The sequence below is a fragment of the Streptomyces sp. ISL-94 genome (assembly GCF_018614075.1).
Taxonomy (GTDB): domain Bacteria; phylum Actinomycetota; class Actinomycetes; order Streptomycetales; family Streptomycetaceae; genus Streptomyces.
Window position 1 is genome coordinate 1 of record NZ_JAGGOZ010000049.1, and the last position, 20,500, is coordinate 20,500.

Below are 20,500 nucleotides of genomic sequence, written 5' to 3' on the forward strand. Positions count from 1 at the left end.
CGAAAGACATAGGGGCACCCCAGCCCCGCCGGCGCAAGCCGCTGCCGGGACCGGCGGGAGCGCACCCCAGCCCGTCGGCGCTTGAGGCGCGGGGTTCCGGGGCGGAGCCGCCGGGCCGCTGCCTTGACCGAGCCCCCGGCCGGGCGGGGTCAGGCCTGGCCCCGCGTCAGCGACAGCAGGTCGCGGGCCGGTCCCGCCGGGCGGGAGCCCGTGGGCCAGACGGCCCGCAGGGCCCGGCCCAGCGCCGCACCGGCCACCGGCACCTCCACCAGCCGCCGCCCCGCCAGCTCGTCCCCCACCGCCAGCTCCGACAGGACGCACGGCCCCGCCCCGCTCAGTGCCGCCGCCTTCACCGCGGTGGTCGACGCCAGCTCCAGCAGCGGCGCCGCCAGCCCCCCGCACCCGGCCAGCGCGGCGTCCAGCACCTGCCGCGTCCCCGACCCCCGCTCCCGCAGTATCAGCGGCGCCGACGCCAGCTCCGCCGCCTCCACCCCCCGCGAGCGCCGCGCCCACGGGTGGCCCGGCGCCACCGCCACCACGAGGCGGTCCTGTGCGATCACCGCCGAGTCCAGCCCGTCCGGCACGGTCAGCCCCTCCACGAAGCCGAGGTCCGCCTCGTGCGCGAGGACCCGTTCCGCGACCACCGCGGAGTTCCCGGCGTGCAGGGACACCGCCGTGTCCGGCCGCTGCCCGCGCAGGGCGATCAGCCACCCCGGCAGCAGGTACTCGGCGATCGTCATGCTGGCAGCCACCCGCAGCCGAGAGTCCCGCCGCCCCCGCAGCGCCTGCGCACCCGCGTCAAAGGCCTCGGCCGCCTCCACCACCCGTCGCGCCCAGTCCGTGACCAGCGCACCTTCCGCCGTCAGCGTCGATCCCCGCGGCGAGCGGTCCACCAGAGCCACCCCCAGCCGCGCCTCCATCGCCCGGATCCGGCTGCTCGCCGCAGGCTGGGTGATCCCCAGCCGGCGGGCCGCTCCGCTCAGGCTGCCGACGCGCGCGACCGCGAGCAGCAGTTCCAGCGCCCCCAGGTCCGGCACCCGGTGTGCCAGCGGAACGAACTCCTCATTACCCATAACATCAGTTTATGACCTCATAGGAGAATGACCTCTGCCATCCGCCCCGCCACCACGGGACGCTGGCCCCATGGCCACCACCCTCGTACGACCCGGTCCCCCCACCCAGCGGACCCCCCAAGCCCACAAGGCCCACAAGGCCCAACAGACCCTCCCAGCCCTGCGTCACCTCGGCCCCAACTGGTACGCCTGCGTCATGGGCACCGCGATCGTCGCCAACGCCGGCGCCACCCTCCCGTACCAGCTTCCCGGCGGGCGCGTGGCCTGCCAGATCGTCTGGGCGCTGTCCGCCATCGCCCTCGCGACCCTCCTCACCGCCCGCGCCGGCCACTGGCTCCACCACCGCGACCAGGCCCGCGCCCACCTCCTCGACCCCGCCGTCGCCCCCTTCTACGGCTGTCTGTCGATGGCCCTGCTGGCCGTGGGCGGCGGCACCCTGATCGTCGGCAAGGACCTCATCGGGACCGGCGCCGCCGTCGCCGCGGACACCGTGCTCTTCACCGCCGGCACCGCGATCGGCCTGGTCATGGCCGTGGCGGTGCCGTACCTGATGGTGGTCCGGCACAAGGTCGAGCCCCGGCAGGCCACCCCCGTCTGGCTGCTCCCCCTCGTCGCCCCCATGGTCTCCGCCGCGCTCGGCCCGCTGCTGATCCCCCACCTGCCTGCCGGCCAGCCCCGCGAGGCCCTCCTGCTCGCCTGCTACGCCATGTTCGGCATCAGCCTGCTCGCCACCCTGCTAATGCTCCCCCTGGTCTTCGGCAGGCTCATCGTGGGCGGCCCGCTGCCCCTGGCCCTCACCCCCACCCTCTTCCTCGTCCTCGGCCCCCTCGGCCAGTCCACCACCGCCGTGAACCAGCTCGCCGACATGGCCCCCCAGTCGATCGGCGCCCCCTACGCCGGAGCGCTCGGCGCCTTCGCCGTCGTCTACGGGGTCCCCGTCATGGGATTCGCCCTGCTGTGGCTGGCCCTCGCCGCGGCGATGCTGGTCCGGGCCGCGCGCAACGGCATGGGCTTCGCGATGACCTGGTGGGCGCTGACCTTCCCCGTCGGCACCTGCGTCACCGGCGCCGCCGGCCTGGCCCGCCACACCGGCCTGACCGCCTTCTCCTGGCTCGCCGCGGCTCTCTTCCTCGCCCTGGTGACCGCCTGGCTGCTCGCCGCCGCCCACACCCTGCGCGGCCTGTTCACCGGCAGGCTGCTCCCCCGCTGAGTCCCTACCGCGCCTCGCGCAGCGCCCGGGCCAGGATGTCCGGAGCCTCGGCGAGCGAGGGGCCGTACCAGGTCAGGTGCCGCCCGCTCACCAGCGCGGCGGGCAGGCCCGGGAAGGCCTCCGGGCCGTCCAGGGCCGTGAAGCGGTACGGCTCGTCCGGCAGCACCACCAGATCGCAGCCGGCGGCGGCCAGCTCCTCCACCGGGATCCTCGGATAGCGCTCTTCGTGGCCCGCGTACACATTGCGCACGCCCAGCCGGGCCAGCAGGTCCCCGGCGAAGGTGTCCCGGCCCAGCACCATCCACGGCCGCCGCCACACCGGTACGAATGCCCGGAGCCCGCCGGCCGGCTCCACCCGGGCCCAGGCGGCCTCCGCGTCCGCCAGCCACCCGGGCCGCTTCAGCCCCAGGGCCCCCACCAGCACCCGGTCCAGCTCGCTCAGCGCCTGCGGCAGGTCGTGGATCTCGGTGAGCAGCACCTCGATCCCGGCCGCCCGCAGCGCCGCGAGGTCCGGAGCCCGGTTCTCCTCCTCGTTGGCGATCACCAGGTCGGGCCGCAGCCGTACGATCCGCTGCACATCGGGGTTCTTCGTCCCGCCGATCCGCACCGCGCCCCCGAGATCCGCCGGGTGCGTGCACCAGTCCGTGACCCCGGCCAGCAGGCCGGGCGCGCTCACGGCCACGGCCTCGGTCAGCGACGGCACCAGCGAGACGATCCGCCGCATGCCGCCGCTCAGTGCCCGGGCGACGGCGGCTCGGACGTCGCGTGGATGTGGTCGCCCACCGCGACCACCATGATCCGGGTGTCCTCGGTGACGGACCGCCAGCGGTGCCGTACACCGCCCGACAGGAACAGCGCGTCCCCGCTCTCCAGCCGGTACGCCCGCCCCTCCGCCTCCACCTGGCAGGCGCCCGCGACCACGTACATCAGCTCGTCGTTGCGGTGCTGGTACTCGCGCCCGGCGTCCTGGTCTCCGGTGAACTCCATGGCGTGCAGCTGGTGGTGACCGCGTACGAGGGGCCGTACGCCCGGGACCGGGGTGAGCCCGGATTCGTCGCCGGCCCGTACGAGGTCCACCGTGCGCGCGGTGTCGGACGCGGCCAGCAGCTCGACGGCCGTGGTCTCCAGCGCGTCCGCGACCCGCTCGAGGGACCGCATGCTGGGCCGGGCCCGCTCGTTCTCTATCTGGCTCAGGAAGGGGATCGACAGGCCGCTGCGCGCCGATACGGCGGCAAGGGTCAGATGAAGCGCGCGGCGCCGCTTGCGCACGGCCACGCCCACCCGAAGCGGTTCCTTGCCGTCCTTGTCCTTGTCCTTGTCCTTGTCCCTGTCGTTCATCTCGGGGCTGCCCTCCCCTTGTCCGTCGCACATCGGTGTGCTGTAAGCACCTTACGCAGCAACCGTCCCAGGTTTCGCGTGCACGGGTGTTCCCGTACCGAACCGCTCACTGTCCGTGGCTCTCGGGCCCGGGGTCGTCGGGCCCCAGATCCGGCCGCCGATCACGAGGGCCGCGTTGCGGCATCATCGTCTGCGTGACGACGACACGACGCCTGATGCTCCTGGACACCGCCTCCCTGTACTTCCGCGCCTACTTCGGTGTGCCGGACTCCGTGAAGGCCCCCGACGGCACCCCGGTCAACGCCGTGCGCGGGCTGCTCGACTTCATCGGCCGACTGGTCCAGGACCACCGCCCGGACGATCTGGTGGCCTGCATGGACGCCGACTGGCGGCCGCAGTGGAGGGTGGACCTGATCCCCTCCTACAAGGCCCACCGGGTCGCCCAGGAGACCGAGGCCGGCCCGGACGCGGAGGAGATCCCCGACACGCTCGCCCCGCAGGTCCCGATCATCGAGACGGCGCTGGACGCCTTCGGAATCGCCCGCGTGGGGGTCGCCGGCTACGAGGCGGACGACGTGATCGGCACGCTCACCGCCCGCGCGACGGGCCCGGTGGACATCGTCACCGGCGACCGCGACCTCTACCAGCTGGTGGACGACGCCCGGCAGCGCCGGGTCCTGTACCCCCTCAAGGGCGTCGGCTCCCTCCAGGTGACGGACGAAGCCTGGCTGCGCGAGAAGTACGGGGTGGACGGCCCCGGCTACGCGGACCTGGCGCTGCTCCGCGGAGACCCGAGCGACGGCCTGCCGGGCGTCCCCGGCATCGGCGAGAAGACGGCGGCGAAGCTCCTCGACGCCTACGGCAGCCTGGCCGGGATCATCGCGGCGATCGACGACCCGAAGTCGAAGCTGACCCCGGCCCAGCGCAAGCGTCTGGACGAGTCCCGGCCGTATCTGGCCGTCGCCCCGAAGGTGGTCCAAGTGGCTTCGGACGTCCCGCTTCCGGCCTTCGATCCGGCCCTTCCGGCTGCGCCGGCGCAGCCGGAACTGGTCGACGCACTGGCCCATCGGTGGGGTCTCGGCGGAGCAGTCTCCCGGCTGAGCGGTGCGCTGCGCCGCTGAGATGCTAACTTAGGTAAGGCTAAGTTTCAGGGGAGTCAGGGGAGACACCGTGGCAGAAGGACGCGCCCGCAGCGTCGGCACAGCCGTCGTCATCCGCACCGAGCGGCTCACGCCGCACATGGTGCGCATCGTGCTGGGCGGTGACGGGCTCGCCGGGTTCGGCGCGGGCGGGTTCACCGACCACTACATCAAGATCCTCTTCCCGCCGCAGGGCGTCACCTACCCCTCGCCGTGGGACCTGGAGCGGATCCGCGCCGACTACCCCCGCGAGCAGTGGCCGCGCCAGCGCGCGTACACCGTACGGAACTGGGACCCGACGCACCTGGAGCTGACCCTCGACTTCGTCGTCCACGGCGACGAGGGCCTGGCCGGCCCCTGGGCCGCGCGGGTCCAGCCGGGCGAGCTCGTACGGTTCCTCGGCCCGGGCGGCGCCTACGCCCCGGACCCGGTGGCCGACTGGCACCTGCTGGTGGGCGACGAGAGCGCGCTGCCGGCGATCGCGGCGGCGATGGAGCGGATGCCGGCGGGGGCGCGGGTGCACGCCTTCGTGGAGATCGACGGCCCGCAGGACCAGCAGAAGGTCGCCACCCCGGACGGAACCGCCCCGGTCTGGATCCACCGCGGCGACCGCCCGATCGGCGAGGCCCTGGTGGAGGCGGTCACCGCCCTGGAGTTCCCCTCCACGGACGTCCACGCCTTCGTCCACGGCGAGGCGGGCTTCGTCCGGGACCTCCGCCGCCACCTGCGCCTGGAGCGGGGTGTCGCGCGCGAGCGGCTGTCGATCTCCGGGTACTGGCGGCTGGGCGAGACGGACGAGGGCTGGCGGGCGATCAAGCGCGACTGGAACGCCGAGGTGGAAGCCGAACAGGACCACGCCGCGGCCGCCTAGCTGGTCCCCGGGGCTCCGCCCCGCACCCCGCGCCTCAAACGCCGGCGAGGCTGGATGTGCCTGATCCCGCCTGCCCGCCACCCCGCCCCGCCCCGGGACAGACCCCCACCCCGCCCGCACAAACCCACCCAGCCGGGCCACACTCCACCCCGCCGACGCTTGAGGCGCGGGGCCCGGGGCCCGGGGCCGGGAGCAGAGCGACACGGGGCCCAGGGCCGGAGCCCCAATCCCCAAGCCGCACGAGCCCACCCAGCCGGGGACAACTCCAGCCCCGCCGACGCTTGAGGCACGGGGCCCGGGGCCCGCGGCCGGGAGCAGAGCGACACGGGGCCCAGGGCCGGAGCCCCAATCCCCAAGCCGCACGAGCCCACCCAGCCGGGGACAACTCCAGCCCCGCCGGCGCTTGAGGCGCGGGGTGCGGGGCGGAGCCCCGATCCCTGAGCCGCACGGGCTCGCCCGGCCGGGCCCCACCTCAGCCCCGCCGGCGCTTGAGGCGCGGGGTGCGGGGCGGAGCCCCGATCCTTGAGGCGCGCGGGCCCACCCAGCCACACCACAAATCCAGCCCCGCCGGGCAAGGGCTGGGGCGAAGGCTCAGGAGGCCGGGCCGCGGGTTCGGCGGGACAATGGGTCCATGCGTACGCTCCGCGCCGCCGCAGCCGCCGGGGCCGCGGTCCTGCTGACCGCCGCCGCCGCGACGGCCGCCCCCAGTCCCCCGCCGCCGCCCCGGCCCTCGATCAGCGACGACGCAGTCGACAAGGCCGTGGCCCGCCTCGACCAGACCGTCGCGGACATGATGCGCCGCACCGGCGTCCCCGGCGTCTCCGTGGCCGTCGTCCACGACGACGAGGTCGTCCACCTCAAGGGCTTCGGCCTCCGCCGCACCGGCGAGACCGCGAAGGTCGACCCCGACACCGTCTTCCAGGTCGCCTCCCTCTCCAAGCCCATCTCCTCCACCGTCGTCGCCGGCACCCTCACCTCCCCCGACGAGTGGGACCGCCACACCACCCTCCCCGGGTTCTCCCTCAAGGACCCCTGGGTCACCGGCCACTTCTCGACCGCCGACCTGTTCTCCCACCGCAGCGGCCTCCCCGACCACGCCGGCGACCTCCTCGAAGACCTCGGCTACGACCAGTCGTACATCCTCGACCACCTGCGCCTGGAGCCCCTCTCCCCCTTCCGCGCGAGCTACGCCTACACCAACTTCGGCTTCACCGCCGCCGCCGAGGCCGTCGCCCGCGCCAAGGGTATTAACTGGCAGAAGCTGGCCGCGGACACCCTCTTCAAGCCCGCCGGCATGACGCACACGAGCACCGAGTTCTCCGCCTTCGTCAACTCCCCCGACCACGCCGCCACCCACGTCAAGAACCCGGACGGCGCCTGGAGCCCCCGCTTCGTCCGCGACCCTGACGCGCAGGCCCCGGCCGGCGGGGTCAGCTCCACCGCCCGCGACATGTCCCGCTGGCTGCGCCTCCAGCTCGCCGGCGGCACCCTCGACGGGAAGCGGATCATCCCGGCCGACACCCTGGCCCGTACGCACCTCCCCGAGATCGTCTCGCAGCAGCCCACCGCCCCCACCGGCCGCACCGGCTTCTACGGCCTCGGCTGGAACGTCTCCTACGACGACGCCGGACGGCTTCGCCTGAGCCACTCCGGTGCCTTCGACCTCGGCGCCAACACCAACGTCACCATGCTCCCCATGGAGAAGCTCGGCATCGTCGTCCTCACCAACGGCGCCCCCGTCGGCCTGGCCGACGCCGTCGCCCTCGACTTCTTCGACTTCGCCGAACACGGCAAGGCCACCGCCGACTGGCTGGGGCTGGCCGGGGGCATCTACGCGCAGCTGGAGGAGGAGGGCCGCTCCTCCACCGACTACGCCCACCCGCCCGCCTCCGCCAAACCCGCCCAGGACAGCGGCGCCTACCCCGGCACCTACGACAACCCCTACTACGGCAAGCTCACCGTGAGGGCGGACGGCAAGGGCGCGCTCACGCTCGCCCTCGGCCCCAAGCCGCTGCTCTTCCCGCTCACCCACTACGACGGCGACACCTTCAGCTTCGAGACCGCCGGCGAGAACGCCGTAGGCCGCACCGGGGTGACCTTCGCCGACGGCACGGTCCGCGTGGAGTACCTCGATACGACCCACCTGGGCACCTTCACCGAGCAGTAGCCGCATAGCCTGTCCCCGATGAGACGCAGAGCCCAGCCACCCCCCTCGCCCCTCCCCCAGCGCGCCGGCATCGACCCGGTCCGGCTGCGCCTGCCGCCCGACCCGGAGAGAGCCTGGCCGGATCTGGGCGACTACCTGGCCGCGCACTACGCGGGCGGAGCCGGCGCCGCGGCCATCGCCCGCCTGCTGGACGCCGGCCGGGTGCTGGGCCCGGGCGGCCGGGTCCTGAGCGCGCGCGACCCGTACGAGCCGGGCGGCTACGTGTGGTTCCACCGCGATCTCCCGCAGGAGCCGCCGGTGCCCTTCGCGCCGCGCGTCGTGTACCGCGACCCGCATCTGCTGGTCGTGGACAAGCCGCACTTCCTGGCGACCACCCCGCGCGGCAGCCACGTCACCCAGACCGCGCTGGCCCGGCTCCGCGCGGAGCTGGACCTGCCCGCGCTCAGCCCGGCCCACCGCCTAGACCGGCTGACGGCGGGACTGGTGATGTTCAGCATCCGCCCCGAGGACCGCGGGGCGTACCAGCTGCTCTTCCAGGGCCGCCGGGTCCACAAGGAGTACGAGGCGCTCGCGCCCCACGCTGCGGAGCCGGCCTTTCCTCGGACGGTCCGCAGCCGGATCGAGAAGACCCGCGGGGTCATCGCGGCGGCCGAGGTCCCGGGCGGCGAGCCCAATGCCGAGACCCTCGTCGAACTCACCGACACCCGGGGCACCCTGGGCCGCTACCGGCTGACCCCGCACACCGGCCGCACCCACCAGCTGCGGGTGCACATGAACGGCCTGGGCCTGCCCATCCTCGGCGATCCGGTGTACCCGCAGGTCACCGACCCCGCTCCGGACGACTACCGGCGGCCGCTGCAACTCCTGGCCCGGGTGCTGGAGTTCACCGACCCGGTCACCGGGGCCGCGCACCGCTTCGAGAGCGGGCGCACCCTCCAGGCCTGGGACGACCGCGCCGCGTGGGAGGCCGGCACCGGCGGCCGGTAGGCACCGGTGGGCAGGCACCCAGGCGCTTGGAAACCGGCGGTCAGCGGGCGCCGACGCCGGCGACCCGCAGTGCCGCGTCGGCGGTGGCCTCCGCGAAGGCGGTCAGCGGACGCTCCGGGTCGGCGCGGTGGATGAGCATGACCCCCTCGATCAGCCCGAAGACAAGGTCGTTGCGCAGCGCCAATCCGCTCTGGTTCCCGGCCAGTTCGGCGCCCACCCCGGTGCCGGCGAGCAACAGCCCGTAGGCCTCCTTCAGTTCACCGCGCATCCGGCGGAAGTGCGCGAACCGCGAGCCGGCCACCTCGGGAAGCAGGTAGAGCGCCCCCAGGTTGTACGGACCCCCGCACAGCAGCAGCACGTCGGAGCGGCACAGCTCCCACAGCCGCCGCGCGGCGGGCCGCCCGGTGTCGGCCAGCAGCCGGCGGCCCAGCACCAGCGAGGGTGCGACCGTGGACTCCAGCAGTTCGGCGAGGAGTTCCTCCTTGCCGGCGACATAGTGATACATCGTGGCCTGGCGCATTCCGGCTCGTTCGGCGACCGCGCGCGTCGTCGTCGCCGCATACCCGTTCACCGTGAACAACTCGGCCGCCGCGTAGAGGAGTTCCTCCCGCGGCGGCCGGCCGCTCTCCGGTCTCAGCCGGTCGGCGCGCGGCCGACCGATCCGTCTCGGCCCTTCGTCTGATCCACCGCTCATGGCTCGAATCGTCGCACACAGCACGCCGATCCGATCATGGCAAGAGATGAGATCCGGCCAGCCCCTCCCTTGGAGGAAGCCCCAAATGCGCCTAGCCGACCGAGCTGTAGGCCACTACACCCCGAAGCAGCCCGTCAACGGCCTTGCGGGCATTGCGGGCCACCGTGCTCCCACTGTCACCGGTGGCCGAAGGAGCCGCGGCCGCGATCTGGCCCAGCACGTCGATGACCTGCTTGCACCAGCGCACGAAGTCACCAGCCGGCATCTCCGCCTCACGCAGCACCTCGTCGAGGCTCTTCTCCGAGGCCCACTGGTACGCCGCCCACGCGAAGCCCAGGTCCGGCTCGCGCTGGCCCACGCCCTCCGCCTGGTTGATGCCGTGCTCCTCCTCCAGCGCGTCGAGCCGGCCCCAGATGTGCACCATCTCGCCCAGCGCCGCCTTCGCCGCCCCGCCCGGCACCTTCGGCGCGACCGCGTCGTCGGACTGCCGGGCCTCGAAGACCAGCGCCGAGACGCAGGCGGCCAGTTCGGCCGGGCTCAGACCCTCCCAGATGCGGGCGCGCAAACACTCCGAGGCCAGCAGGTCCAGCTCCCCGTACAGCCGGGCGAGCCGCTTGCCGTGCACGGTGACCTCGTCCTCGCGCAGGTAGTCCAGCTCGGTCAGGAGCGCGTGGATCCGGTCGAAGGTGCGGGCGATGGTGTTCGTCCGGCCCTCGATCCGCCGCTCCAGCTGCACCGTGTCCCGCTTGAGCCGGTGGTAGCGCTCCGCCCAGCGCGCGTGGTCCTCGCGCTCGTCGCAGCCGTGGCACGGGTGCGCACGCAGCGCGGCCCGCAGGCGGGCGATCTCGCGGTCGTCGGCCGCCGCGGCCCGGCCGCGCGCCCGCCGTTCCGGCGTGATGTGCCCGGCCTTGGTCCGCAGCTGGGACGCCAGGTCCCGACGGGACTGCGGGGAGCGGGCGTTGAAGGTCTTGGGGATCCGCATCCGGTCGAGCGCCTCCACCGGCACCGGGAAGTCGATCGCGGCGAGCCGCTTGACCTGCCGCTCGGCGGTGAGCACCAGCGGACGCGGGCCCTCCGCGTACTCCTGCCCGCGGTGCCCGTGGACCCGCCCCGGCGGCACACCCGGGTCCAGGACCAGCGCGAGCCCGGCGAACTTGCCCGTCGGCACGTGGATGATGTCGCCCGGCTTGAGCTTCTCCAGCGAACTGGCCGCCTGTACCCGCCGCTGGGCCGCACCCTGCTTGGCCAGGTCCGTCTCACGGTCCTTGAGGGCGCGGCGCAGCTGCGCGTACTCCTCGAAGTCCCCCAGATGGCAGGTCATGCCCTCCCGGTAGCCCTCCAGGCCCTCCTCGTTGCGCTGCACCTGCCGGGAGATCCCGACGACCGAGCGGTCGGCCTGGAACTGCGCGAAGGAGGTCTCCAGCAGCTCGCGCGAGCGGTGCCGCCCGAACTGGCTGACCAGGTTCACGGCCATGTTGTACGAGGGCTTGAAGCTGGAGCGCAGCGGATACGTGCGGGTACCGGCGAGGCCGGCCAGGCCCACCGGGTCCATGCCCCGCTGCCAGAGCACCACCGCGTGGCCCTCCACGTCGATGCCGCGCCGCCCGGCCCGGCCGGTGAGCTGCGTGTACTCGCCGGGGGTGATGTCGGCGTGCTGCTCGCCGTTCCACTTGACCAGCTTCTCCAGGATCACCGTGCGCGCGGGCATGTTGATGCCCAGCGCCAGGGTCTCGGTGGCGAAGACGGCCTTGACGAGGCCGCGGACGAACAGCTCCTCGACGACCTCCTTGAAGGTGGGCAGCATGCCCGCGTGGTGAGCGGCGATGCCCCGCTCCAGGCCTTCGAGCCACTCGTAGTAGCCCAGGACGTGGAGGTCCTCGGTGGGGATGGAGGCGGTCCGCGCCTCGACGATCTCGCGGACCCTCAGCCGCGCGGCGTCGTCGTTGAGCCGCAGGCCCGCATACAGGCACTGCTGGACGGCGGCCTCGCAGCCGGCCCGGCTGAAGATGAAGTTGATCGCGGGCAGCAGCCCGTCGCTGTCGAGGCGGGCGATGACCTCGGGGCGCGACGGGGTCCAGATCCGGCCGCGGGAGCGCCGCTCGCGCTCGCGGTCGGCCTCGCGGACCATCTTGCCGCGCCGCCGGTCCTTCGGAACGTAGGTGCGGCTGTTCTCCTCGCGGGCCATGCGCAGCAGGTCGGGATTGACCTCGCGGCGCGCGGAGCCGCGGCCGCCGTGGTCGGACTCCTCCTCGAAGAGGTCGAAGATCCGGCGCCCGGCCATGACGTGCTGCCACAGCGGTACGGGCCGCTCCTCGGAGACGATCACCTCGGTGTCGCCGCGCACGGTGTCCAGCCAGTCGCCGAACTCCTCGGCGTTGGACACGGTCGCCGACAGCGACACCAGGGTCACCGACTCGGGGAGGTGGATGATCACTTCCTCCCAGACGGCCCCGCGGAACCGGTCGGAGAGGTAGTGGACCTCGTCCATCACCACGTAGCCGAGGCCGCGCAGCGACTGGGAGCCCGCGTACAGCATGTTGCGGAGCACCTCGGTGGTCATCACGACCACCGGCGCCTCGCCGTTGACGCTGTTGTCGCCGGTCAGCAGGCCCACCTTGTCGGCGCCGTAGCGCTTGACGAGGTCGGCGTACTTCTGGTTCGACAGGGCCTTGATCGGCGTCGTGTAGAAGCACTTGCGGCCCTGCTGGAGCGCCAGGTGCACGGCGAACTCGCCGACGAGGGTCTTGCCCGAGCCGGTCGGGGCGGCGACCAGCGCGCCCTTGCCGGCCTCCAGTGCCTTGCAGGCCTCGATCTGGTACGGGTCCAGTTCGAATTCGTACAGCTCACGGAAGGGGGCCAGGGCGGAGGCCTCTTCGGCGGCGCGGATCCGGGCAGCGGCGTACCGCTCGGCGGGGGAGAGTTCTTCGGTCATCTTGGTGTCGAGCCTACCCGGCACCCCTGACAACAGTCGCGATCATTTAAGTGAGCAGCCGGACCGCCCCGGGCACGCACTCGGCGGTCACCGGCAGCGGCCCGAGAAGCTCGCCGTCCGCGTAGGCGGTGATCCCGGCCGCCTCCAGCGTGACCTTCGCGGCCCGGTGGACGGTGACCTTCGGATGGCCCAGGTGCGTGCCCTTGTAGACCCGCGGGAAGACCGTGAGCAGGGTGGCCCGGCTGCAGTCGCCGACGACCACCACGTCGAACAGCCCGTCGTCGGGTACGGCGTCCGCGCAGATGCGCATGCCACCCCCGTAGGAAGACCCGTTGCCGACCGCCACCAGCGTGGCCTCGGTCTCGATCACCGGGCCGTCGTCGAGGGTGATCCGGTACGGGAAGGGCCGGAAGGCGGCCAGCTCCGCGATCATGGCCAGGTCGTACTTGAACCGGCCGGCCGGTATCCGCATCCGGTTGCCGCGGTCGTTGACCCGCGAGTCGAAGCCGGAGCACAGGACGGTCCCGTACCAGGTGGCGCCCGCGCGCCCCAGGTCGATCTCCCGGATCCGCCCCTCCTTGAGGGCCCCGGCGACCAGCCGCCCCGCCCGCTCGGGCTCCCGTACGGGCAGTCCCAGGGCCCGCGCGAAGTCGTTGCCGGTGCCCACGGCGACCACCCCGAGCGGCACCAGCGTCCCCGCCACGGCCTGGAGGGCCAGCGAGACCATGCCGTCGCCGCCCACCGCGATCACCGCGCCGGTGCCCTCGCGCACGGCGGCGCGCAGCCGGGCCAGGGCGTCCGGCGCATCGGTGCCGACGACGGTCCGTACGGAGAAGCCCGCGGCCCGCAACGCGGAAGCGGCCGGTTGCGCGGCGTGCGCACCCCGGCCGCTTCCCGCGGTGGGATTGACGAACAGCGTGATCTCAGCGCTCACGTAGTGGAGCCCCTCCCGGCGGTAGCTGGGGGAGAATCTACCGGTCAGGTCGCGTCGTCGTAACCGTTGATCCGCTCACGTCCGCCATGGGCCTGCCCGGGCAGCGCGGCGGGAGCGGCGACCGCCTCCATCTCGCCGATCGGCGCCGGGGTGAGGTCCAGCTCGGCGGCCTCGTCGTCGTCCAGCCCCGCGTCGGGGTCGTTGCGCTTGCGCCTGCGGTCGTTGAGCAGGCAGATGAAGAGCGCGATGAAGTACAGGGCCACGATCGGGGCGGCCAGCGACAGCATGGTGAGCGGGTCACCGGTGGGCGTCGCGAACGCGGAGAAGACGGTGATGCCGAGGACCATGGCGCGCCACCAGCTCGCCAGCCGCTTCGCGGTGAGCACCCCGGTGACGTTGAGGAGGATCAGCAGCAGCGGCAGCTCGAAGGCCAGGCCGAAGACGACGACCATGCGCGTGACCAGGTCGAGGTAGTCGTCGACCGGGAGCAGGTTGCGGGCGTGCTCGGGCGTGAAGTCGAGCAGGATCGTCGCGGTCTGCGGCAGGATCTTGTACGCGAGCACCGCGCCGGCGCCGAACAGCGGCGCGCCGACCGCGACGAAGCTCATCGCGTACTTCTTCTCGTGGCTGTGCAGGCCGGGGGCGGTGAACGCCCACAGCTGGAAGAGCCACACCGGGGCGGAGAGCACCACGCCGGCGGTCAGCGAGACCTTCAGGGCGATCGAGAACGGCGCGATGAGGCCGTTGACGGTCATGTCGGCGCAGGGCCGGCCGTTGCGCTGCGAGACCACGCCGTCGGAGCAGCCGACGGAATCCAGCATCGGCTTCAGCATGAAGTCGATGAGGTCCTTGTAGAAGAAGGCCGCCACGACGGTGATCACGAGGATCGCCAGGACCGACTTCAGCAGACGGTTTCTCAGCTCACGCAGGTGCTCGACGAGAGGCATCCGCCCTTCGGCGTCTTTGGCCTGTCGTCCTTGTTTCTCCTGCTTGCGGGCAGACTTGAGCAACCCACGTCCCTTGTCTCGTTGCAGATGACTGGCGCGTCCGGCTGGTGTCAGCCCTGGGTGGTGTGGTTCGGCTCGTTGACGGGCCGGGAGCTGGTGACGTCACCGGGCGCGGCCTGGATGGTGCGCGGGGCGGCGGGCTGCTGCGGGGCCTGGTCGGCGACCGTGTTCGCGGTGGCCGCGTCCTCGCTCTCGCCGTCCTTCTTCATGGCCTTCGCCTCGCTCTTGAGGATGCGGGCCGACTTGCCGAGCGAACGGGCCATCTCGGGAAGCTTCTTGGCGCCGAAGAGCAGCACGATGACAGCGATGATCAGAACGATCTCAAGGGGCTTCAGATTGCCGATCATGTGTGTCTTCCTTCTCACCGAAGCGGTTGTGGTGGCTCTGGACGGCTTCGGACAGAGATCCGGTAACCGCTCAGGCAAGGATCGTAACCCCCTGGGGTAAACGCCCGGCAATCCCCCGGGGTACCTCCGCTTGCCCGGAACCCGCTACGGCCGCAGGCCACGGCCCGCGCGGGCCAGATCGGCGGCCGCCCGCTCAAGGTCCACCGAGGCGTCCGAGATCCGGCGGCCGGCCTGCGCGACCTGGCCAGAGAGCCGGCGGACCTCCACGTAGACCCGTACGGCCAGCACGGCGAGGACGGCGACCCCGAGGAAGCCCAGGGCAATTGCGAGCATCGGCCACAGCATGGGAGGAGCCTAGGCCACCAGGCCCCTCACACGCTGCGCAGGGTGCTCACGCCCCCGCCGGTCAGCAGCTCCACGATCCGCTGACCGGCGGGTTTGCGGACGGCCGCGCCGCATTCGGGGCAGGTGAAGGAGTAGAAAGTCGTCCGCCGGCTGCCCCCGATGACCAGTCTCAGGGCGCCGGCGTCGAGCTCGAAGCGGGCGCCGCAGTCGGGACAGGAGGCCTTGAAGCTGACCGGCCCGCCCGCCCCGGCGCCCGCGGCCGGCCCCCGTGAGCCGGAGGCCTGCCCCGGCACGGTGCCAGATGGTCGAGACATCGCTCCCCGCTCTCTCTAGACCGTTTCCCCGTACCCCGCGAGCGCCTCCCGAGCGGCGCTCCGTGCACTTTCCGCCAATTCTGCGGGGGCCACGATCCGCCCCTCGCGGCCCAGCCGCAGCGCGAGCCGGCGCAGCGAGGCCGGGTCCGGGCTGCGCAGCGTGATCCGCAGCCCGCCGCCGTCGAGCTCCTCGGCGCTGTCGTGCGGGTAGTACTCGGCGACCCAGCGCCCGCCGGGCCCCACCTCGACCACGACCTCCGGGTCCTCGGCGGCCGGCTGGACCAGGCCCTCGGACAGGTCGCGCGGCTCGATGGCGGGCGGCTCGGCCCGCTCGTCGAGCAGTCGGATCTCGGCCACCCGGTCCAGACGGAAGGTGCGGCGCGCCTCGGAGAGGTGGCACCACCCCTCCATGTAGGTGTGCCCTACCGCGAAGAGCCGGATCGGGTCGACCTTGCGCTCGGTGAGCTCGTCCCGCGCGGGCGAGTAGTAGCGCAGCCACAGCCTCCGGCGCTCGGCGATGGCCCGGTCGACGTCGGCGAAGACGCCGCCCTCGGACTCGAAGGTCACCGACAGCCGGGAGCTGGCCCCGGCCACCTCGCCGGCCGCGGCCTCCAGCTTGGCGGTGGCGCGCAGCAGTGCGTCGCGGTCGCCCTCGCGCAGCCCCGGCAGGGTGGCCACCGCGCGGGCGGCGACCAGCAGCGCGGTCGCCTCGTCGGCGGCCAGCCGCAACGGCTCGGCGGTGGACTCCCCCGAGGCGTCGGGATTGCGCCACCAGATGCGCTCCCCGTCGGTGTCGATGTCGAGCAGGTCCCCGCCGCGGAAGCTGGTCCCGCACATGGGGAGCACGTCGAGGTCCGAGATCAGCTCGTCCTCGGTGATCCCGAAGGCCCGCGCGACGTCGGCGACGTACGCGCCCGGGCGCTCGCGCAGATACGTCACCAGGGACAGCATCCGGCGCGTCTGATCGATGGCGTTGGCGGCCATGCTCGTACGTCTCCCCCTCAGGGCGTGCTTCTCGGTTGGTGCGGTTCGCGGATCTCGCCCGCTCTTACAGGGGCTCCTACGGGGCCCAGGTGCGGCCCGGTCAGCCCGTGGCGACGGCGCGGAGCCGGTCCACCACGTCGGCCCGCAGGTCGGCGGGCTCCACCACCACCACGTCCGGGCCGAACTCCACCAGCCAGGCGTCCAGCCCGTGCCCGTACGGGATCTCCAGCTCGTCCCAGCCGTCCCCGCCCTCGCGTACGGCGGTGGCCTTGGCCCGCAGCGGGTAGCCCGCCCCGGCCCGCAGCCGGATCCGCGCGGACCGCTCCGCGCTCTCGCCGGCCCATTTCGCCACGGTCTCCCGTACGGTCACCACGTCCGGCACCTCGGCGGTGTACTTCGCGGCGCGCGAGCGGACCTTGCCGGTGATCCGGGAGAGCCGGAACACCCGCTCCGCCCCGCGGTCGCGGTCGAAGCCGGCCAGGTACCAGTGGCCGCGCCAGCACTCCAGCGCCCACGGCTCCACCTGCCGGGTCCCGGGCCGGGCGGCCGTGGACTTGCGGTAGTCGAACACCACCGGCCGCCGGTCCCGGCAGGCCAGCATCAGCGGCTCGAAGGCCGCCTCGTGGACCGGGATGCGCGGCTCGATGGCACTGTGCTGGCCCTCGTAAAGGTCCCCCGCCTCCGGCATCCCGCCCGCGCGCAGCTTCTGCAGGGCGCCGCTGGCCGCGCCCGCGAGGCGCGCCTGCTGCCAGACCTTGGCCGCCAGGCCCAGGGCGGCGGCCTCCTCGGCGTCCAGGGAGACGGGCGGCAGCCGGTTGCTGTCCCGGCGGGCCAGATAGCCGGTCTCGCCCTCCAGGTTCTCCACCGTCTCGATCACCAGGCCGAGTTCGCGCAGATCGTCCTTGTCCCGCTCGAACATGCGGTTGAAGGATTCGTCGTTGCCCGCTTCCAGGTAGGCCTCGATCGAACCGCGCAACTCCCGCTTGCTGAGCGGCCGGCGGGTTCCCAGCAGACACAGCGCCAGATTCATCAGCCGCTCGGCCTTGGCAATCGCCATCGACGCCGTTCCCCCGCTCTCGACACACACTCGTGACCGTTGACCGTACCGCCCCGGCGCGCCCCGGCAAAAGCGAGGGGCCCCCGCCGGACAGCGGGGGCCCCTCAACCGATCGCGGATGTCCGGATCAGCCGACCTTCACCAGGTCGCAGACGAAGATCAGCGTCTCGCCGGGAGCGATCGCGCCGCCCGCGCCACGGTCGCCGTAGGCGAGGCGGGCGGGGATCACCAGCTTGCGGCGGCCGCCGACCTTCATGCCCTGGACACCCTGGTCCCAGCCGGAGATGACCTGGCCGACACCGAGCTGGAACTGGAGCGCGGAGCCGCGGTTCCACGAGGCGTCGAACTCCTCGCCGGTGGAGAAGGCCACGCCCACGTAGTGCACGGAGACCCGGTCGCCGGCCTTGGCCTCGGCACCGTCGCCCAGCCAGATGTCCTCGATCACAAGGTCCTTCGGGGCTTCGCCCTCGGGAAAGTCGATCTCGGGCTTTTCGAGCTTGTCGCTCACGGAACTGCTCCTCATACGTACGAACTGGGGGACAACCGGGACAGTCTTACACCACCGCGAGGATGTCGAGGCTGAAGACCAGCGTCGACTTGGCCGGGATGGTCCCCTGCTCCTTGTCCCCGAAGCCCTGGTCCGGCGGAATGACCAGCAGGATGCGGCTGCCGACCTTCTTGCCGACCAGGCCTTCCTTCAGACCCTTGACCGAGAGCTGCTCCATCGGCCACGTGACCGTGGTGTCCGTGGAGTAGGTGCTCTCGAAGGTCTTGTCGTCCTTCCACGTCTTGCCGTTGAACTTGACCACGACGTCGTCGGTGTCCTTCACCACCGCGCCGTCGCCCTCAAGGACATAGTCCGAAACCAGCTTGGCCGGCTCCGCGGTGTCCTTCGGGACGGTCACGGAGACTTCCTTGCCGTCCGTGTTCGTGCCGACCTTGGGCAGGTCCTTGTTGTCCTGCGCGACCTCCTTGCCCGTGGCCGAGGCCGGGACGGGGATGCCCTTGACGATGTCCACGACGAAGACCAGCGTGGCGTTGGGCTTGATCTTGTCGCCCGAGCCCTGCTCGCCGTAACCGAGGGCCGGCGGGATCACGAGCTCCACACGGCTGCCGACCTTCTGGCCCTCCAGGCCCTGGTCCCAGCCCTTGATGACCGCGCCCGCACCGATGGTGACGTCGAACGGCTTGCCCTTGCCGAAGCTCTGGTCGAACGGCTCCTTGCCGTCCCACACCTGGCCGAGGTAGTTGACCTGGGCGATGTCGCCCTTCTTCAGCGCCGGGCCGGTGCCCTCGCTGACGGTCTCCACCTTCAGTTCCTTCGGCGGCTCGCCCTTCCCCTTCGACAGGGTGGGCGTCTCCCCGAACTTGGCGCCCTTGGTGATCGCGGGCACCCCGTTCTTCATCTGGGCGGAGTCGGAGCCGCTGTCGTCGCCACACGCTGCTGTCGTCAGCAGCAGAAGGGGTACGACCAGCAGGCCGGCAAGTCGGCGCACGTGTTCCTCAGATCTCAGACGGCAAGGCGGTCGTCGCCACTCTAAGCCGTGGGCAGGGCCCCGTACGAGATACGTACGGGGCCCCGGCCAAGATCGGTGCGATGTCACACCGTGCACGTCCGTACGGGCTACATGCCCGCGATGAGCTTCTCCACCCGGTCGTCCACCGACCGGAACGGGTCCTTGCACAGCACCGTCCGCTGCGCCTGGTCATTGAGCTTCAGGTGCACCCAGTCGACCGTGAAGTCCCGCCGCTGCTCCTGAGCCCGGCGGATGAAGTCGCCGCGCAGCCGCGCCCTCGTCGTCTGCGGGGGCACCGACTTGCCCTCGAAGATCTTGAGGTCGTTGCAGATCCGCGCCGCCTGCCCCTTGCGCTCCAGCAGGTAGTACAGCCCGCGCCGACGGTGGATGTCGTGGTAGGCGAGGTCTATCTGAGCCACCCGCGGGTTCGACATCGTCATGTTGTGCTTGCCCCGGTACCGCTCGATCAACTGGTACTTCATGACCCAGTCGATCTCGGTCCCGATCCGGTCCAGGTCCTCCGCCTCGATGGCGTCCAGGGTCCGGCCCCACAGCTCCAGCACCTGGTCCACCACCCCGGTACGGATCCCCCGGCGCTCGGCGAAGTCCACGGCCTTGTCGTAGTACTCCCGCTGGATCTCCAGCGCCGAGGCCTCCCGGCCGCTCGCCAGACGCACCTTGCGCTGACCCGTGATGTCATGGCTGACCTCGCGGATCGCCCGGATCGGGTTCTCCAGCGTCAGGTCCCGCATCACCGTGCCCGCCTCGATCATGCGCAGCACCAGGTCGGTGGCCCCGACCTTCAGCAGCATGGTCGTCTCGGACATGTTCGAGTCGCCGACGATCACGTGCAGACGGCGGTAGCGCTCCGCGTCCGCGTGCGGCTCGTCCCGGGTGTTGATGATCGGCCGCGACCGGGTCGTGGCAGAGCTGACGCCCTCCCAGATGTGCTCGGCCCGCTGGCTGACGCAGTAGACCGCGCCCCGAGGCGTCTGGAGCACCTTGCCCGCGCCGCAGATCAGCTGCCGCGTGACAAGGAACGGAATGAGAATGTCCGCCAGGCGGGAGAATTCCCCGTGCCGGGCCACCAGGTAGTTCTCGTGGCAGCCGTACGAGTTGCCCGCCGAGTCGGTGTTGTTCTTGAAGAGGTAGACGTCGCCCGCGATTCCCTCCTCGTGCAGGCGGCGTTCGGCGTCGACGAGCAGTCCTTCGAGAATGCGCTCGCCTGCTTTGTCGTGCGTGACCAGTTCGGTCACGTTGTCGCATTCGGGAGTTGCATATTCCGGATGCGAACCCACGTCGAGGTACAGGCGGGCGCCGTTCCGCAGGAAGACATTGCTGCTGCGGCCCCATGACACAACACGGCGGAAGAGGTAGCGCGCCACTTCGTCAGGAGACAGTCGGCGCTGTCCCCTGAACGTGCACGTGACGCCGTACTCGTTCTCCAGCCCGAAAATGCGGCGGTCCATGACTGAACATTACGCCTTCTGCCCTCTTCTGAAACCGGGTTCGAGACGCCATTTCGATCAGTTTGGCGAACCACACCGGCGAAAACCCCCGACAGCACCGCCCACCAGCCCCCCG

20 protein-coding genes are annotated in these 20,500 nt (G+C 72.1%); 5 read left to right on the forward strand and 15 right to left on the reverse strand.

Features of this window, described 5'->3' with window-relative positions; genetic code table 11:
* Window positions 1–149: 149 nt before the first annotated feature.
* Window positions 150–1,073, reverse strand: coding sequence for a LysR family transcriptional regulator (locus tag J7E94_RS17390; protein ID WP_215016370.1), 924 nt, complete (start codon window positions 1,071–1,073; stop codon window positions 150–152).
* 70 nt (window positions 1,074–1,143) lie between these two features.
* Between J7E94_RS17390 and J7E94_RS17395 the strand changes: the two genes are divergently transcribed.
* Window positions 1,144–2,283 carry a TDT family transporter gene (locus J7E94_RS17395; protein WP_285440779.1) on the forward strand — a complete coding sequence of 380 codons (1,140 nt, stop codon included), beginning with the start codon at window positions 1,144–1,146 and terminating at the stop codon, window positions 2,281–2,283.
* 4 nt (window positions 2,284–2,287) lie between these two features.
* On the opposite strand, the gene J7E94_RS17400 is transcribed toward J7E94_RS17395, so the two are convergent.
* Together J7E94_RS17400 and J7E94_RS17405 are read right to left on the reverse strand one after the other, a co-directional pair.
* Window positions 2,288–3,007, reverse strand: coding sequence for a helical backbone metal receptor (locus J7E94_RS17400; RefSeq protein ID WP_215016371.1), 720 nt, complete (start codon window positions 3,005–3,007; stop codon window positions 2,288–2,290).
* Window positions 3,008–3,015: 8 nt separating this feature from the next.
* Window positions 3,016–3,621, reverse strand: coding sequence for a helix-turn-helix domain-containing protein (locus tag J7E94_RS17405; protein ID WP_215016372.1), 606 nt, complete (start codon window positions 3,619–3,621; stop codon window positions 3,016–3,018).
* Between the two features lie 215 nt (window positions 3,622–3,836).
* Between J7E94_RS17405 and J7E94_RS17410 the strand changes: the two genes are divergently transcribed.
* From J7E94_RS17410 to J7E94_RS17425, 4 genes are all read left to right on the forward strand, one after another.
* Window positions 3,837–4,742 (forward strand): 5'-3' exonuclease, encoded by a 906-nt coding sequence (locus tag J7E94_RS17410; protein ID WP_215016401.1) that lies wholly within the window; start codon window positions 3,837–3,839, stop codon window positions 4,740–4,742.
* 49 nt (window positions 4,743–4,791) lie between these two features.
* A complete protein-coding gene (locus J7E94_RS17415; RefSeq protein ID WP_215016374.1) occupies window positions 4,792–5,631 on the forward strand; it encodes a siderophore-interacting protein in 840 nt (279 codons plus the stop codon).
* Window positions 5,632–6,262: 631 nt separating this feature from the next.
* Window positions 6,263–7,798: a serine hydrolase gene (locus tag J7E94_RS17420; protein WP_215016375.1), complete on the forward strand. Its 1,536-nt coding sequence runs from the start codon at window positions 6,263–6,265 to the stop codon at window positions 7,796–7,798.
* Between the two features lie 18 nt (window positions 7,799–7,816).
* The gene (locus tag J7E94_RS17425; RefSeq protein WP_215016376.1) at window positions 7,817–8,785 is read left to right on the forward strand and encodes a pseudouridine synthase; all 969 of its coding nucleotides are present in this window, start codon (window positions 7,817–7,819) and stop codon (window positions 8,783–8,785) included.
* A gap of 40 nt (window positions 8,786–8,825) precedes the next feature.
* Here the strand turns inward: J7E94_RS17425 and J7E94_RS17430 are convergent, their stop codons facing one another.
* The 12 genes from J7E94_RS17430 to pafA form a co-directional block, all read right to left on the reverse strand.
* Window positions 8,826–9,479: a helix-turn-helix domain-containing protein gene (locus tag J7E94_RS17430; protein ID WP_215016377.1), complete on the reverse strand. Its 654-nt coding sequence runs from the start codon at window positions 9,477–9,479 to the stop codon at window positions 8,826–8,828.
* 91 nt (window positions 9,480–9,570) lie between these two features.
* Complete coding sequence (locus J7E94_RS17435) at window positions 9,571–12,411, reverse strand: RNA helicase (protein ID WP_215016378.1); 2,841 nt, start codon at window positions 12,409–12,411, stop codon at window positions 9,571–9,573.
* 46 nt (window positions 12,412–12,457) lie between these two features.
* Entirely contained in the window at window positions 12,458–13,345 is an 888-nt protein-coding gene (locus J7E94_RS17440; RefSeq protein WP_215016380.1) for a diacylglycerol kinase, read from the reverse strand.
* A gap of 44 nt (window positions 13,346–13,389) precedes the next feature.
* A complete protein-coding gene (gene tatC / locus J7E94_RS17445; protein WP_215016381.1) occupies window positions 13,390–14,355 on the reverse strand; it encodes a twin-arginine translocase subunit TatC in 966 nt (321 codons plus the stop codon).
* 47 nt (window positions 14,356–14,402) lie between these two features.
* The gene (tatA, locus tag J7E94_RS17450; RefSeq protein ID WP_215016382.1) at window positions 14,403–14,699 is read right to left on the reverse strand and encodes a Sec-independent protein translocase subunit TatA; all 297 of its coding nucleotides are present in this window, start codon (window positions 14,697–14,699) and stop codon (window positions 14,403–14,405) included.
* Between the two features lie 144 nt (window positions 14,700–14,843).
* Entirely contained in the window at window positions 14,844–15,044 is a 201-nt protein-coding gene (locus tag J7E94_RS17455; protein ID WP_215016383.1) for a hypothetical protein, read from the reverse strand.
* A gap of 26 nt (window positions 15,045–15,070) precedes the next feature.
* Window positions 15,071–15,358 (reverse strand): CpXC domain-containing protein, encoded by a 288-nt coding sequence (locus J7E94_RS17460; protein WP_251056805.1) that lies wholly within the window; start codon window positions 15,356–15,358, stop codon window positions 15,071–15,073.
* Between the two features lie 15 nt (window positions 15,359–15,373).
* Entirely contained in the window at window positions 15,374–16,342 is a 969-nt protein-coding gene (locus tag J7E94_RS17465; RefSeq protein ID WP_215016384.1) for a YafY family protein, read from the reverse strand.
* Between the two features lie 100 nt (window positions 16,343–16,442).
* Window positions 16,443–17,399: a YafY family protein gene (locus tag J7E94_RS17470; protein WP_215016385.1), complete on the reverse strand. Its 957-nt coding sequence runs from the start codon at window positions 17,397–17,399 to the stop codon at window positions 16,443–16,445.
* Between the two features lie 127 nt (window positions 17,400–17,526).
* A complete protein-coding gene (locus J7E94_RS17475; RefSeq protein ID WP_215016386.1) occupies window positions 17,527–17,922 on the reverse strand; it encodes an FKBP-type peptidyl-prolyl cis-trans isomerase in 396 nt (131 codons plus the stop codon).
* 31 nt (window positions 17,923–17,953) lie between these two features.
* Window positions 17,954–18,895 (reverse strand): FKBP-type peptidyl-prolyl cis-trans isomerase, encoded by a 942-nt coding sequence (locus tag J7E94_RS17480; protein WP_215016388.1) that lies wholly within the window; start codon window positions 18,893–18,895, stop codon window positions 17,954–17,956.
* 128 nt (window positions 18,896–19,023) lie between these two features.
* A complete protein-coding gene (pafA, locus tag J7E94_RS17485) occupies window positions 19,024–20,385 on the reverse strand; it encodes a Pup--protein ligase (RefSeq protein WP_030655944.1) in 1,362 nt (453 codons plus the stop codon).
* Window positions 20,386–20,500: the final 115 nt, after the last annotated feature.

Bases quoted from the DNA above. Each gene is read 5' to 3' on its own strand.
- J7E94_RS17390 (WP_215016370.1), bottom strand. From the start codon at position 1,073: ATGGGTAATGAGGAGTTCGTTCCGCTGGCACACCGGGTGCCGGACCTG.
- J7E94_RS17395 (WP_285440779.1), top strand. From the start codon at position 1,144: ATGGCCACCACCCTCGTACGACCCGGTCCCCCCACCCAGCGGACCCCC.
- J7E94_RS17400 (WP_215016371.1), bottom strand. From the start codon at position 3,007: ATGCGGCGGATCGTCTCGCTGGTGCCGTCGCTGACCGAGGCCGTGGCC.
- J7E94_RS17405 (WP_215016372.1), bottom strand. From the start codon at position 3,621: ATGAACGACAGGGACAAGGACAAGGACAAGGACAAGGACGGCAAGGAA.
- J7E94_RS17410 (WP_215016401.1), top strand. From the start codon at position 3,837: ATGCTCCTGGACACCGCCTCCCTGTACTTCCGCGCCTACTTCGGTGTG.
- J7E94_RS17420 (WP_215016375.1), top strand. From the start codon at position 6,263: ATGCGTACGCTCCGCGCCGCCGCAGCCGCCGGGGCCGCGGTCCTGCTG.
- J7E94_RS17425 (WP_215016376.1), top strand. From the start codon at position 7,817: ATGAGACGCAGAGCCCAGCCACCCCCCTCGCCCCTCCCCCAGCGCGCC.
- J7E94_RS17430 (WP_215016377.1), bottom strand. From the start codon at position 9,479: ATGAGCGGTGGATCAGACGAAGGGCCGAGACGGATCGGTCGGCCGCGC.
- J7E94_RS17435 (WP_215016378.1), bottom strand. From the start codon at position 12,411: ATGACCGAAGAACTCTCCCCCGCCGAGCGGTACGCCGCTGCCCGGATC.
- tatA (WP_215016382.1), bottom strand. From the start codon at position 14,699: ATGATCGGCAATCTGAAGCCCCTTGAGATCGTTCTGATCATCGCTGTC.
- J7E94_RS17455 (WP_215016383.1), bottom strand. From the start codon at position 15,044: ATGCTGTGGCCGATGCTCGCAATTGCCCTGGGCTTCCTCGGGGTCGCC.
- J7E94_RS17460 (WP_251056805.1), bottom strand. From the start codon at position 15,358: ATGTCTCGACCATCTGGCACCGTGCCGGGGCAGGCCTCCGGCTCACGG.
- J7E94_RS17465 (WP_215016384.1), bottom strand. From the start codon at position 16,342: ATGGCCGCCAACGCCATCGATCAGACGCGCCGGATGCTGTCCCTGGTG.
- J7E94_RS17470 (WP_215016385.1), bottom strand. From the start codon at position 17,399: ATGGCGATTGCCAAGGCCGAGCGGCTGATGAATCTGGCGCTGTGTCTG.
- J7E94_RS17475 (WP_215016386.1), bottom strand. From the start codon at position 17,922: ATGAGGAGCAGTTCCGTGAGCGACAAGCTCGAAAAGCCCGAGATCGAC.
- pafA (WP_030655944.1), bottom strand. From the start codon at position 20,385: ATGGACCGCCGCATTTTCGGGCTGGAGAACGAGTACGGCGTCACGTGC.